Origin of the sequence: Rhabdothermincola salaria (genome assembly GCF_021246445.1) — a bacterium.
In the GTDB taxonomy this organism is placed as follows: domain Bacteria; phylum Actinomycetota; class Acidimicrobiia; order Acidimicrobiales; family Acidimicrobilacustridaceae; genus Rhabdothermincola_A; species Rhabdothermincola_A salaria.
Window position 1 is genome coordinate 177,735 of the sequence record NZ_JAJQXW010000002.1, and the last position, 13,403, is coordinate 191,137.

Consider the following 13,403-nt stretch of genomic DNA (forward strand, 5'->3'; position numbering starts at 1 on the left):
AAGCGCTGTGACCAGGTATTCCACGCGGAGGGATCAACTTCAGACCCCGGCACCAGGGCGCAGGGAGCGACACGTCGGCATCCAGTGGCGATCGCTGTCCAAACGATCCTCGACGGTCGTTACCTCTGGCTGCCACGTCACTCCTACGCAAGTCACCTACGGGGGACAGCAACAAGGGGGTCGTGGACATCAAGACCTGGTGGGTATGGTGAGCCCCGCCGGCGGATTTCCTGCTCGGTGATCGGCGGGGAGTTGTTGGACCCGCTGGTAGCTCACCCCGGGGTGCACTCAGATGCGGGGCAGCGGCAGCATGTTTGACATTGGGCGGATCTACAGGCGCCCCCCCTCGGTGACAAGCTACAGGGGCCGAAGCAGATGAGGGGTTGGGCCCCTGCGTTTCGTTGAGCTCACACCTGCCCGGAAAAATGGGGATTCATAGATGCCGAATTTTGTCGTGGAATGCTCCTTCTACCTCAACATCTTCCTGGCGGGATTGGGTACTGACGACGTGGACCAGTACGGGGTGGACGAGTTCTTTCCATACGCTGCGGAGACTGACTGGGTCATGAACGGGTTCGATGTCCTGGGTGAGACCACGGACCCAGTTGGCACCGACCTGTCCGGCCCGTCCGGTCCAGAGCCCCGTGCCTCCACGCTGGTCGACCGGATGCGGGATCCGTCTCCAGAGGAGTTCGACGCTTTCGGCGAGTGGGGTGGAGTCGTTGTGGGCTGCTGGGGCACGTGCAAGGCCGTCGTTAGCGCACCTTCCGAAGCGGCCATCACCGACCAGGTCGTTCAGTCGGAGCTTCCGAAGGAATTCTTTGCCGGCGATCTTCCGCACTTGACCGTCGGGCTCGACCCCAACGTTTGACCCGTTGGGCCTCCCAACGACCCATCACAGGTGGTCACCTGGTTCTGGGGCGGGGTCGGATGACCTTGAGTTAGGTGTCGAGAGCTTCCAGGACGCCGTCCTCCCAGGCCCACACCTGGCAGGCAGCCGGGAAGGTCTCGACCTCGAGTGGCACCTCACCGGGGCGGTAGACCTCGATGAGGGTGGTGAGCAGGAGGTGGGCCGAGCGTGTGATGGCGTCAGCCCCTCCAATGTCTTGCCACCAGTGCCGGGCGATGTCGGGGGCGTCGTCCCAGTCGGGGGGACGTAGGGAGGGGTCCTCGGCCAGGTTGGGGGGCGTCCACCCAAGGCGTACGAGGTTCTCGTGCTGCGCAGGGGTCAGCGCCCAGGGTGTGCCGGTGAGGTAGGTGTTGGAGACCGCTTCGAGGTGCACGCCGACCTCGGTGACGATGCACTGCACGAACACCTCGGGTCGCCCTTCGGGGGCGATGATCGCCACCCACGCCCCGTCGGCCTGCAGCTGGGCGAGGAGGGCCTCCAGGCGGTCGAGGAGGTTCTCGCCGGGCTTGTGGGCAGTGAGCGGGAACCGCCCTTCCTGTGGGGGCGGGCTGGGTAGCTCTCGGGGGTCGTCGAGAGGGGACGCTGACGTGGCCATGGGTGTCCTCAGAAGATGCTCGTGGGCACCTACGGCGGTGCCACCTTTGCCGGTTGCCCGGCCAGCTCTTACCTCGGAGCACCGCTAGTGGACGGTTGCTGGGGTGCAGGCCAAGTACCTACATGCGCACCCACTCTTGAGCTGCGGAGAGCATATCGGAGTGTTGATGCCGGCGGTCGTCCCTGGTCCTGTCCGGCTGATGCCGCTGCAAGCAATGACGCTTCATCTCGCTACCGCCGTGAGAACGAGCACGCCCCTAACCGGAAATCCATGGCCTGTCACCTCTTGCGCAGCGGGGTGGCTGCTCCGAACCCGGCCGCCGCGATCGGCTACGGGTGCCGGGCGGTGGGCCGCCACACCCACCACCCGGGCCTGCCTTCGTCAGGATGACCGGCGGCGGCGCTCCTGGCGCTTGCGCTCGACTTCGGCCGGCTTGTCCCCCTCGAAGAAGTCCCCGGTGTCAATGGCCTGCTTGGCGCGATTCTTGCGACGCAGTGCCGACGTGGACTTCGACATCGACTCGAACGCCGCCTCTGCACCGGCACCATCCGGGGCGAACGCCTGCACCGATCTGGCGTCGTATCCGATGCCGCGTGCCTCGCCGTAGGCATCGAGGCCGGCGCCGAGGAAGGCGAACGTCCAGCCCTCTTCCATACGCTGGCCGACGAGTCGGCCCACGGTGTCGAGGGTGTACTCCCGGGACTGGTTCTCCTCGCCGTCAGTGATGGTCACCACGAGGATGCGTTCGGCGGGTTGGTCGAGGGTGCGGAGGTGCTCGGCGCGCACCGCTGCACGCACAAGGATACGACCGGTGGCGTCGAGCAGTGGGGTGCCGCCCCGGGGCGCGAACGTGCGCTCGTCGAGGGGTACGACCTCGCTGATGGGCACTGCATCGGCCACGACTTCCTCGGGGTCCTGGCTGTCGAACAGCACGAGGGTCATGCGAGCGTCGGGTCCCTCGGCCTTCTGCTCGCTGAGGAGTCGGTTGAAGCCGCCGATGACGTCGCGGACCATGGTCGACATCGACCCCGACCGGTCGATCAGCACGTAGAGGTGCGCTGTCGGGGTGTCCTCGGCGTTGACGGGGTCGGCATCGGAAGGGCTCAGGTTGTCGTTCATGTGGGAACTAACGACAGATGGGTCATGCGATGTGCGCGAGCTCTGGTAATCACCCTGAACGAAGCTGCTTGGGTTGGAACGCTGCTCCCGCTCCGGGTGGGCCCCGGCGAAGCGCCCCGATGAACTCGGGTCCGTCACGCCCTCTTCGACGCGACATGAGGAGTCGTCGGGCCGGCTAAGCACCGCTGGATGTCACCGACGTCTGCCATGATCCATGCAACATGTCGGCGGAGACCGCCTCACGGCACCCCTGCGCAGAGCAGATCTCAGCGATCGAGGCCTGGTTCGGCGAGCCCGATGCCGACCGGGGCCCGTCCCACGTCGCCCGGCTGGTGCTTCGTCCGCACGACTTAGCAGGGGCGCCATTGATGGTGGAGGCGCTGGTGGCGGAGGCTAGGGAGGCGATGCTTGGTGCCGGCCGGCGCCGCAACGAGCCTTGGCCGAGTCTCAACGTGGCTGCTTATGCCACGCTCACCATGCGGCGCATGGTTCCCAAGCTTCTCGACCTCGGTCGTCCGAAGCGTGTGTCGCTGTGGGACGATCCCGATGACGAGGATCTGACCAACCACTATCTCGCCCGCACCGCGGAACTTGTCGAGCGCAGCGAGCGCCTGGGCACTACCGGTGACGCTCTCCGTGCGGCGATGGAGCCGTTAGCGCCGGAAGGCCCCAACGACGGGTGGGTGCTCGGCGCAGCGTTGACGTTCCTCACCGTGCGCCTCGACGCTGCGCCGCTACCCACAGGGGTGCCGGTCCCCAAGACTGGCGCCACCGAGGAACAGGCCGCGCTGTGGCCGGCGTTGTGGTTCGCTGGACGCCGCGACGGCTACTTCGACCACTGCGCTGGCGAGGTGAGCCCCGACGCGGTGCGGCGACGCCGCCAACGTGCCGGCAAGCGGGTGTTGGCGCTGTTCGAGGGGGCGTGCATGGTGCAGCATCCCGACCTCGTGGCTCGCCGCAAGGCACTGGCGGAACCCCTCGCGTCGAACGTTGCCCGGTCGGCACAGACCCGTGGGGTGGGCTCGACGCGTCGAGGGGGGCGGCGTGGCTGAACCGGTGTGGTCTGAGGGCCTCGTCACCCGCACCGACCTCGATGGCACGCTGCTGGTCATCGGCCATGCCTGGGGCCCCGCGGGATATGCCGAGATTGAGTTGGCGCCGTCCGTGTTCGTTGCGGTCGACACTGCTGAGTCGAATCAACTCAGCAGCATCCGCGTCGAGCCCGCCGCCGACCGCGATCGCGCCGGTGAGGTGCTCGATGCCCTCGTGGGGGCCGAGCGTTCGGAGTTGCTGTTGCGCTTCGCCGAGTTGCCCGAAGGGCGCACCCGGCGGCTCATGCCTCAGCGATCCACCGATACCGATGACTGGGATTCGGCCCGGCGCCGTGATGAGCGTTCGGAGCCGCGGTTCGCGAGCCGCCTTCCCGGCAACGACGCTGGCGAGGCCTTCGGCCGGGTGGTGAGCGTCGGCGCTCTGGCCGAAACCGCCGATGAGGCGTTGGCTGGTGCCATCGCCTTCGTCGAGTTCGGGGAGTTGGCCGGCGAGACCGCCGTACGCCAGGACCTGCCGGTGCTCGATGCTGTGGCTGAGCGGGCTCTGGTGCACGGTGCCCGTGGCCTCGACGACCTTGCCGCTGATCTCGGTGAGCTGGCGCTCGTCGACGCTGATGTCGCTGATCGGCTCCGAGCGTTGGTTATGGTCGCCCAGAAGACCGCCTCGCGCGACGTCCGAGCGGCGCTGCGGCGCGTCGAGAACGTGCTGCGGGCAGAAGATGACCGCCGCCGCAGCGATGCGCAGCTGTCGGCCGCCGCGGCGGCGGCGCAGGCCGTGTCCGAGCCGGCGGAGATTCAGGCGTTGGTCGAGCCTTCTCGCCGTGTCGAGCCCCGAAGTCCGGGGTGGCACCTTGAGCTCGACGATGGGCTGCTCACCGTGCGGGCGCCCGAGCAGGAGCTCGGCACCTGGTTGCGGGTCTTGCGTGCCGAGAACCTTGCGCCGCTGGCCGTCGTGCCGCTCTTGGCTGAAGCCGATCACGACAGGGCCGAGGCGCTCGTGCCCGCCGAGCTCGAGCTCGCCGACCTCGTTGTCGAGACGACCCGGTATCCCCGAGTTGTGGCTCCGGGGGGCGGAGTTGAAGCGGTGAGTCAGGCGATCACCGTCGGGCGCGACGCCTGTGAGGCCGAGCGCTTCGGGCGCCACGAACAGGCCCGTGATCGGTGGTGGCGTTGCGCCGAACTGTGGCAGGCACTCGGCGACACGACTCGCGCCGCCGTCGCCCGTCGCTACGCCGACGAGATCGACCGGCGCGTCGCCGGGGCCGGTTCAGCGTTTCTCGCCGAGAGGGTCACCGAGGCGCTCAGCCACGCCGGCTGAACAGGCTGACCAAAGGTGCGTCGCGGAATCGAGGTGGTCGACTCGAGCGCATGGTGCGGTCGGTCAGGCGGCCGGCACGTAGCCGCACTCGACCAGTGCCTCGCGCAGCCGGGCCCGGGCGGGGCCGAGTCGGCGGCTGAGCCACTCGCGCCGGAACCCGAACTCGACGGCCGCCTCGGCCACGGTTCGGCCCTCCGCCACGACGAGCCACACGGCCTTGCGGTCCAGTTCGTCGAGGCGTCCGAGAGCCTGGCGAACCAGCTCGGCGTCGAGTGAGCGGTTCACCTCCTCCTCGGCGAGAGCGGCGGCTCGCAGGGCCTGGTGGGGCTCGACCCGTTCGCGCTCGCTGGCTCCGTCTGTGCCGCCGACCGTGAGCGGCAACGAGGAGCGCATCGACCCCACGCTGCCATCGGCCCGGCGGCCCCAACCGAGCCCGGCGCGGCGGCAATCGGTGCGGGCGTCGTCGATCACTCGATGGGCGAGGCTGGCGGCCACGAACCGCTTGGCAGTGACGTACCGGGCTGTGTTCCGTTCAGGATCGCGGAGGAACTGCACGAGCAAGTCCTGCACGATGTCGTCGCGGCGGTGCTCGGCGACGCCGCTCAGCGCGAGGCGACGGTAGGCGAGCCGGGAGATGTCGCCCTCAAAGGCCTCGCGGCTGGCGGTCTCGGCCCGCTGGTGAGCCCGGGCCCGGCGCTCGGCGGGCGTGGGTCGAGACCCGAACCGGAGAGTACTGGTGGTCTTCATAGGGCGCTCCTCGTGGGGTGGTTGGCGTGTTCACCTCGACAAGGACCTGGGCGCCAGAGATGTGACAGCCCGTCGTTCGCCTGGTCGGGGTGGACGGCGGCGTTCACCCCGGATAGGCCGGATCGTCGGGCGACGTGACACTCCGAGCCGACGTCTTCCGGTGCTGGGCCACCTCCTGTCTCGACAAGAGGGACGCGCCCAGGGATGTGACTAGGTCGAACGGCTCATTTGCCGGCGTGGTGGTCCTTCGGCCGCTCAACGCATGGTGGCTGACCGCTCGGCAACCCCCAGGACCTCTCCGCAGCGGTCAGCCCTCACAGCAGAACGGGTGCTCCAGGCGCTGCTTGAGGTCGCCGAAGAGGGCCTGCTGGGGCTGTTCGAGTCGCCGTGCACAGCGACGTTGGCGCGGCCAGCCGAGGAATGCCTGGCGCCGAGGAGCCCTACGCGCTCGCTCAGATGCCCGTCATACGGCAACGACTGGAACACGTGGAGCAGTCGTCGCAGTGCGGCCAGCGTTCGATCACCCCGGCCCTGGGGCGGTGCGCTCGTGGAAGCCTTGACAGCGCATGGCCCAGGCCTTGAGCACCGCACCTGAGGGACGTGGTCCCCCGTGGCGGTGCACCCGCACGTTGCGGCCCTCGGTGAGGGGTGTCGATGAACTCAACGGCGCCGAGCAGGGCGGCGCGGGCGACGGTGTTCGCGTCTACGGCCCTGTGGATCAGCTGAGCCTTGGGGCGCAGCCGAGTGCGCAGCGGGGCGGCTCTGGATGGCGTGCTCCGTCGGGTGTGCCCCGAGCAAGCTCGGGTCCCGAACTCCTCGACGTCGTCTCACAGATCGATCGCCTCGGACATCAGCGGGGGTCGGTGCTTGCCTGCTCGACGAACGAGCACAGGGTGGCGATGAGGCGCATCTGCTCGACGTTCGCCGCCCGAGCGTCGAGCAACTCCTCGGTGCAGACCAGATACGCGAGACAACGAGCCCGACTGATCGCGACATTGAGCCGGTTGCGGGAGAACAAGAAGTCCGCCCCTCGGGGGATGTCACGGGCCGAGGAGGCGGTCATGGTGAAGAACACCACGGCAGCCTGTTGGCCCTGGAACCTGTCGACCGTCCCGACGGGAACCCCGGCCGTCATCGGGTCCGAAGCGAGAGTCGACTTCAACAGTCGGACCTGGTCGTTGTAGGGGGCTACCACCATGACGTCGTCCGGGCTGAGGGCCCGCTCGGTACCGGTGGCGTCGGTCCACGGTGTGCCCATCAGACGGGCAATCTCACTGCGCACGATCTCGGCCTCCGCGGCCGAGGCGGTGGAGCATCCGTGGTGATCGGCGCGCAGCCACCGCAGCCCGGTTCCTGCTGCCGTCGTTTGCCGGGAGCAGTCGGGGTGGCTCACGAGGCGGCCCTGGTAGATGGTGTCGGAGATGAACGCGCACACATCAGGGTGCATGCGGCGGGTCTCATGAAGGAACACGCCGAGGTCGGCAGGGACCGTGACGTGGTCACCGAGGACGTGGTCGAGCACGCTGCGCCCGGCGCCGCCAGGGTGGCTGGCCTGCGCGACCTGTGGCAGCTGCAAGGGATCACCCAACAGCACGAGGTTCCGGGCTGATCGGGTGGCGGCGAGGGCATCGGCGAGGGCCAGCTGGCCGGCCTCGTCGACGACGAGGACGTCCACGGGAGCGTCGGCCATGATGTCGTTCGCGAAGAGCCAGGTGGTGCCGGCCACGATGTTGAACTCGTCACGGCCGCAGCGCCGGTTGTCGGTGACGTAGGTGATGCCGGGCGGGCTGTGTTCCGGCTTGGTCGGAACCTTCACCAGTGCCGCCAGCCGATCCGAATCGCCGTGAGCGGCGAAGACCTCGACGATCTCGGCCATGAGGTTGGCGATGGCGGCGTGGCTGAAAGCGGTGATGCCAACACGCCGGCCGGCATCGACGAGGGCGTGAACGAGGTGCGCTCCCCGGTAGGTCTTGCCGGTGCCCGGGGGGCCTTGCACGGCCACGCAGGTGCCGTCGAGCTCCAGCACCCAGCGGCAGATCTCGTCGACGTCGTCGTCGAACTCCCCGCCAGGCGGGCCGCCGCCAGCCACGAACCGGGGCCGCTCACGGCGAAGCAGCGCCAGCGCCGCCCGGTTGGGAACAGTCCCGTTGCCGAGCAGGTCGTCGGCGAAGTGGGCGAGGGCGTCGGGCTTGGGGCTCGGGTTGGTCCAGTCGTTGCGCACGACGCTCACCGGCGGCGCCTCGCTGCTGTCATGCTCGTGACTCCACTTGAGTTCCAGCGAACCCCGGTCGGCGGCGATGGCGTCAACCGCTGAGAACATCGGTGCTCCGTCGGGTGCGCTCCAGAGCACCTTGGTGCCGCGCCGAAAGTCGGTTGCTGGCTGGGGGTCCATGGTGAACGCCATGGCCACTCCGTCGAGGGCCTTTCCGTTCGCTCCCAGCCGGGCGACGCGATCCAAGGCGACGAGCCCGCTCAGCGCCTCGGGGTCATCGTGCAGCGCGGCCGGGGGCTGCTCGAGGCGAGCGAGGCTGCGGGCGAGATGGGCGAGCCACTCGCGCCGCCAGTAGCCGAGCAGGTCCCCTACGAGGTGCTCGGGGGTGTCGGGTCCGAAGCGATGCAGCTGGTCTATGCGGTCGTAGAGAGCCGGCACGGCGTCGGCCAGTTCAAACTCGGCGACCCGCCACTGCATGTCTGGGCGGCGCTGGGCCACCAGCCAGTCGCGCACAGCCAGGGTGGCGAGCACGTCGTCGCGGTTGTAGGCGGCGATGCGCTCCAGCGCCGCCGGTTCACCCGAGTTCAGATAGGCGTCGTATTCGACGACGGCGCCGGCGCCCTGGTCGATCCCGTGGCCCCTGATGTACCCGGTGACCCGCTCGACATGTTTGAGGCTGTAGGACTCGACGCCGATCTGGACGCCGTTGCGCACGGTCGGCAAGAGGTCGACGAAGGCACCGGTCTCGATCAGCCGCCCAAGGGCCGCCTCGCCCACGCCGTGGGTCGCAGTGAGCCGTTCGAGGGCGCTTCGCTCGGTGTGGTTGTAGTGGTAGATGTGCATGCCCGGGTGAGCGGCGCGCCGCTCGGTGAGGAACTCCACGAGCCAGGCGGTGAGCTCGCGTTCGCCCTCGAAGTCGTGGGCCCACCGGGCCTGGTATGCCCACTCGCCGTTTGAATCGCGGGCGAGTACACCGAACAAGAAGAACAACCCGATGTCGGGTCGCCAGAGTGGGTGACCCTCGAAGTCCACGATCACGTCGCCGGGGTTGGGTGCCGGCAGGGTCTCAAAGCCGTGACCCCACCCGCCCGGGGCATCGGGGTCGTCACGAAGCACGGCGAACGGGGGTGGCTCGCCTTCCGACAGGTTGCGGGCGGCGACCTGGAGCCGGGCCTGTCCGACCAGTCTGGTGAGCGTCTGGTCCGGCGTCGCAGGAGGGTCGAGGGCAGCGAGCTGCGACATCGTGGTCACTGCGCCGGCGGCCAGGTCCTCGCGATCGCGGCGGGAGATCCCGGCGACGTAGATCAGCGAGTCGGCCGCCCGCCACTCGGCGTCGCATACGCCGGCGAAGTCACAGAACTCGCAGTGCGAGCATGGCTCCGCCGCCGTGTCGGCAGGCTCGGAGTCGGCGAGCAGCCGGGCCAGGTGGCCGCGCATGCGCCGCCAATAGGGGGCGTAGTCGGCGACGGGGAGCGACTCGATACGCCCAGAACCGAGCCAGAGGTGCACGTACCTGGGGGCCACCCCGGTGTGAGCCTCGATCGCCTCGGCGTAGAAGCACAGCTGCAGCACGTGGGCCGGCGCTGCGGTGGTCCGCGTCAGCTTGGCGTCCACCGGCTCGAAGCGAACCCCGTCGGTGTCCTCGATGCGCACCACGAAGTCCGCAATGCCACGTACACCGCCGTGGGCGAGCGGTACCTGGTAGGTGACTTCGTGGCCGCCGACGAACGGGTCGCCGAGGCGGGCCATCCACCTCTCGAAACTCTCGCCGCGGCGCCGCCCAGGTATTTCGAGCAACGACGTTGCCACTGAGCGGTAGTGCTCGAGGCAGGCGGTTTCATGGGCGAGACCTTTGTCGGCTACGAGGCGGGCGAAGGCGCCGACACCGCTCGCAGGGCGGGTCATCTCGCCGTTGTCGACTCGGCGCTCGAGCGTCACTGCGTGCGAACACTCGAGCCAGGCGCTGATCCGGGAGGGAGTGAGAATGTCGTCAGTCACTGTGCTCGCTTCTCCATCGGTCCAATGCCGGGCACCCGCCGTGTCCCGCTGCCACTCATCATGGCTGCCGCCGCTCTGCGCTGTTGGTGCGGTGAACCAACGGAGCTCTCCGTTCCCTGGTGCCGCCAGGCTCTTGTCATCGCCGACATGGTCATGCGGCGCGCCGGATCCGGCTGATCACCCCAGCGACGTCAATGGGTTTGTCACGGAACCAGTCGCCGAGCTCCTCGAACGCTGCGCCCGCACGATCCGAGTCCATTCCGGTGGACTCGACGTGGTGGACCAGAGCCGAGTCGGCATAGAGGATGGCGGCGATTGGGCGCACCGCCCGGATGGCGTCGAGGGCTTCGGTGACGCGCCAGCCATCGGCGAGCAGCAGACGGAACGCCATCGAGGGGCCGCGATTCACGCCCATGTGGCAGTGCACCAGCAGCCGGTCGCCGTGACGGCGTTCGGCCAGCACGGCCAGCCCGGCGTCCCACCACTTGTCGGGTTGGCGATCGCCGGCGTCATGGGTGCCCAGATGGTGGTAGGCGATGTGGGGCGCGACGCTTGCCACGAGCTCCTCATCGCTCCACTCCTCGCGCACATCGACGATGCGGGTCACCCCGAGACCGTCCCAGTCCGCCAGTTGGGCGACAGCGCGCTCGAGGTCGTGGTGTAGGTCGCCGCACACCACCAGCCACTCACACACCTCGCCCGGGCGGCGGTGCCAGGCGGCGGCATCGACGCTGCGGCGGCTGGGGAACTGCTTGGGGCTCCGGTTGTTCATCCTCGGTTCCTGTCCTTTCTCATCTGGGACGGTGCGGTGCCGGCCCGGCTGATGAACGCCGCCGGGGGCGGGCGGTGTGCGCGCCTTGAGAGAGGAACTCGACGGGGCCTCGTGAGCCGTTCATCACCCTTCGAGACGGTGGTCGAGCCGATGCGACACCGGCGGTCGCCGCGCACACGCCGCTTGCTCGGCGGCGTTCGGGTGCTGTCACCCGCCCGTCGGTGGCAGGCCCGAGGAGGGACGCACATTGAAGGTTTTCACCCACGACACCGCTGCGGACGTCGCTGACGGCTTCGACACCATCCGCAAGGCCGGTGAGATCGCCGAGTCCTTGCGCACCAATCCCCTCTGGGGCATCGAACTGGTCGAGGCCCCGTTCGTGAGCGAGGCGGACCTGACCGAGATCCACGACGCCGACTACGTCGAGGCGGTGCGTACTGGCCAGCCTCACGACCTGGCAGTGAGTTCGGGTCTGAAGTGGAGCGAGGCGCTTTGGGACTCAGTGTGTGCCAGCACCGGGGCTGTGGTCGCCGCCGCCGAGGACGCCCTCGTCGACGGCGCCGCGTTCGCCCTCTCCGCCGGCCTGCACCATGCCCGCGTTGGTGGTGGTTCGGGGTACTGCACGTTCAACGCTCTGGCCCTCGTTGCTCGCCGCCACGCCCTGGCTGGGCGGTGCGTTGTGGTTGTGGACCTTGACGCCCACTGCGGCGGCGGGACCTGGTCAATCCTTCGCGACGTCGACGGCGTAGGACAGGCCGACGTGGCGACCAGCGCGTACGACGCGTACGACACCGGCGTCGCCCACCGCACCTACCTCGAGCGGGTGACCGCCGCCGGGCGCTATCTCGGCGCCGTCGAGCGGGCACTGGCATGGATCGAAGACGGCGACCGCCCCGATCTGGTCCTCTACAACGCAGGGGTCGACCCCCACGAGCGGTGCAGCACCGGTGGGCTTGGCGGGGTCACCACCCAGATGCTCGCCGAGCGGGACGCTCTTGTGGCGGCATGGTGCCGGCTCAACGACATCGCCGTGGCGGGAGTGCTCGCCGGGGGCTACACCGGCCCTCGCCTCAGTTCCGCCGACGTCGTCGGGCTACACCGCCAGACGATCGCAGCCCTAGCCCCACTGGCCTCGGGCCCCACCGCTGGTGAGTCGACTCCGCACGTTCGAACACGGAACCGACCTGATCTGGCAGGCTGACAACTGGTGTGGAGATGACTCGAGCCCCGCAGGCGATCGAACGGAAGCCGGGACAGGACTCACACGTGAAGACTCCGGACGGCCCACCATGCGTAGGACAGAGTGCTTCAACCAGCCTCGCCAGGTCGTCCACGTCGTCGCCGAGACAGAAGAGCTCCAACCGAGGGGGTATCGAGCTTGCTCGACGGGAACACGGCCGGGCCACGGAACCGTGCGGACGAGGTGCCCGGCTGCCTCGCAGACACCTCAAGGGTTCTCTCCCGTCACCTCGCCGGCGTCATTCGGCGAGGCTCGTCGGTAGTAGCCAGCCGGTGACGGATCGTCTCGCCACTGATGTTTCGCCCAGCCCGCTCACAGTTCTGCCGGCTGTCGAAGGAAGCTGAAACGTGAAGCTGTCTGAGGGTCTGGACAAGCCCACCACCGCCGCCCCGTGGCAGACGCTGCGGAACCAGTTCCTGCGCACTCTCGTGCGGGTCCAGGCGTCGGACGGCAACTGGCTGAGTGCGGTCGACGCAGTCGCAGCGTTCGGCGCACCGCTGTTCGTGATCACCGCCGCCAACCCGAACTCCAAGCGGGCGTCCAACGCCGAGAACGCCCGTCGCAGTGCGGAACTGCGCGACGCGCTCGTGGCTGGTGGCGCTCAGCCGCGCCGCGCCGTCGGTACCTCTGCCGACGGTCGATGGTCCGAGGCGTCCTGGGCGGTCAGTGGCCTCGGCCGCAAAGGTGCCAGGGAACTGGGACGCGAGTTCGGCCAGCTGGCCGTCTTCGAGCTGACGGCAACCGAGCTTCGCGTCCATGGGTGCGCGTCGTCGTGGGTCGAGACACGTCCCCTCACCTCCGAGACGTGGGAACCGGCTCTCGAGTCCGACGTCGACCTCGCCCAGGCGGTAGCCGATCTGCTCGGGATCGAGGTCAACACCGGGAAGTGGTCCGAGGGCAAGGAGCCGGGATGGGTCCACGAAGACGGCGTCGGGCTCGACTGCCGGTGCGGCGAACACCTCGAGCTCTTCGGCTGCGAGCGCACCGCCAAGCGAGGCGGTCGATACCGAGCAGTGGCGTTGGTGTGCCCAAACGAGCAGAGCGTGCTGTTCGGTCGCAACGCCACACCGGCGCAGAAGTCGGTGGTGAAGCGACGCCGCACCTATCTCATGGCGCGCCGAGACGCCGACCGCAAACGCCTGAGCGAACGCGCCTACTGGTGCTACGTGATCGAGCTGGCTGATACGGCGGGCCCTCGATCGTCGCCGCTGCCCTGGCTCTACGTGGGGCAGAGCGCGCTGACACCCGACGAGCGCTTGGCCCAGCACCGGGCAGGTATCAGAGCCAGCAAGTGGCCTCGCAACCACGCCGTTGGGCTCCGAGCGGATCTCTACGACCAGCAGCCGGTTCTGCGGTCACAGGAAGAGGCTCGCGCCTACGAGACCTGGTGGGCCGAGGTCCTCGCCGTGCGGGGTTGGGCCATCAAGGGTGGCCACTGAT

General features: G+C 68.7%; 10 protein-coding genes and 1 riboswitch. Of the genes, 5 read left to right on the forward strand and 5 right to left on the reverse strand.

What is annotated here, in order from left to right; all coding sequences use genetic code 11:
• Nucleotides 1-439 precede the first annotated feature (439 nt).
• Entirely contained in the window at nt 440-871 is a 432-nt protein-coding gene (locus tag LUW87_RS10110; protein WP_232671049.1) for a hypothetical protein, read from the forward strand.
• Between the two features lie 70 nt (nt 872-941).
• On the opposite strand, the gene LUW87_RS10115 is transcribed toward LUW87_RS10110, so the two are convergent.
• Nucleotides 942-1,505 carry a TY-Chap domain-containing protein gene (locus LUW87_RS10115; protein ID WP_232671050.1) on the reverse strand — a complete coding sequence of 188 codons (564 nt, stop codon included), beginning with the start codon at nt 1,503-1,505 and terminating at the stop codon, nt 942-944.
• A 37-nt stretch (nt 1,506-1,542) separates the two neighbouring features.
• Nucleotides 1,543-1,647, reverse strand: a riboswitch (SAM riboswitch).
• A 239-nt stretch (nt 1,648-1,886) separates the two neighbouring features.
• Nucleotides 1,887-2,624 (reverse strand): vWA domain-containing protein, encoded by a 738-nt coding sequence (locus tag LUW87_RS10120; RefSeq protein WP_232671051.1) that lies wholly within the window; start codon nt 2,622-2,624, stop codon nt 1,887-1,889.
• 221 nt (nt 2,625-2,845) lie between these two features.
• Between LUW87_RS10120 and LUW87_RS10125 the strand changes: the two genes are divergently transcribed.
• Both LUW87_RS10125 and LUW87_RS10130 read left to right on the forward strand, forming a co-directional pair.
• A complete protein-coding gene (locus LUW87_RS10125) occupies nt 2,846-3,676 on the forward strand; it encodes a hypothetical protein (protein ID WP_232671052.1) in 831 nt (276 codons plus the stop codon).
• The gene (locus tag LUW87_RS10130) at nt 3,669-4,994 is read left to right on the forward strand and encodes a hypothetical protein (RefSeq protein ID WP_232671053.1); all 1,326 of its coding nucleotides are present in this window, start codon (nt 3,669-3,671) and stop codon (nt 4,992-4,994) included. Before LUW87_RS10125 ends, LUW87_RS10130 begins: the two co-directional genes overlap by 8 nt.
• A 63-nt stretch (nt 4,995-5,057) precedes the next feature.
• On the opposite strand, the gene LUW87_RS10135 is transcribed toward LUW87_RS10130, so the two are convergent.
• From LUW87_RS10135 to LUW87_RS10145, 3 genes are all read right to left on the reverse strand, one after another.
• A complete protein-coding gene (locus LUW87_RS10135) occupies nt 5,058-5,741 on the reverse strand; it encodes an RNA polymerase sigma factor (protein WP_232671054.1) in 684 nt (227 codons plus the stop codon).
• Nucleotides 5,742-6,591: 850 nt separating this feature from the next.
• The gene (locus tag LUW87_RS10140; RefSeq protein WP_346742456.1) at nt 6,592-9,951 is read right to left on the reverse strand and encodes a TM0106 family RecB-like putative nuclease; all 3,360 of its coding nucleotides are present in this window, start codon (nt 9,949-9,951) and stop codon (nt 6,592-6,594) included.
• Between the two features lie 151 nt (nt 9,952-10,102).
• On the reverse strand, nt 10,103-10,723 hold the full coding sequence (locus LUW87_RS10145) for a protein-tyrosine phosphatase family protein (RefSeq protein ID WP_232671055.1): 621 nt from the start codon (nt 10,721-10,723) through the stop codon (nt 10,103-10,105).
• A 247-nt stretch (nt 10,724-10,970) separates the two neighbouring features.
• Between LUW87_RS10145 and LUW87_RS10150 the strand changes: the two genes are divergently transcribed.
• Together LUW87_RS10150 and LUW87_RS10155 are read left to right on the forward strand one after the other, a co-directional pair.
• Nucleotides 10,971-11,924: an arginase family protein gene (locus tag LUW87_RS10150; protein WP_232671056.1), complete on the forward strand. Its 954-nt coding sequence runs from the start codon at nt 10,971-10,973 to the stop codon at nt 11,922-11,924.
• A 386-nt stretch (nt 11,925-12,310) separates the two neighbouring features.
• A complete protein-coding gene (locus tag LUW87_RS10155) occupies nt 12,311-13,402 on the forward strand; it encodes a DUF3293 domain-containing protein (protein WP_232671057.1) in 1,092 nt (363 codons plus the stop codon).
• Nucleotide 13,403: the final 1 nt, after the last annotated feature.

What these genes read in the sequence shown, in the direction of transcription:
- LUW87_RS10135 (WP_232671054.1), bottom strand. Translation starts at nt 5,741, where the DNA reads ATGAAGACCACCAGTACTCTCCGGTTCGGGTCTCGACCCACGCCCGCC.
- LUW87_RS10110 (WP_232671049.1), top strand. Translation starts at nt 440, where the DNA reads ATGCCGAATTTTGTCGTGGAATGCTCCTTCTACCTCAACATCTTCCTG.
- LUW87_RS10125 (WP_232671052.1), top strand. Translation starts at nt 2,846, where the DNA reads ATGTCGGCGGAGACCGCCTCACGGCACCCCTGCGCAGAGCAGATCTCA.
- LUW87_RS10115 (WP_232671050.1), bottom strand. Translation starts at nt 1,505, where the DNA reads ATGGCCACGTCAGCGTCCCCTCTCGACGACCCCCGAGAGCTACCCAGC.
- LUW87_RS10120 (WP_232671051.1), bottom strand. Translation starts at nt 2,624, where the DNA reads ATGAACGACAACCTGAGCCCTTCCGATGCCGACCCCGTCAACGCCGAG.
- LUW87_RS10145 (WP_232671055.1), bottom strand. Translation starts at nt 10,723, where the DNA reads ATGAACAACCGGAGCCCCAAGCAGTTCCCCAGCCGCCGCAGCGTCGAT.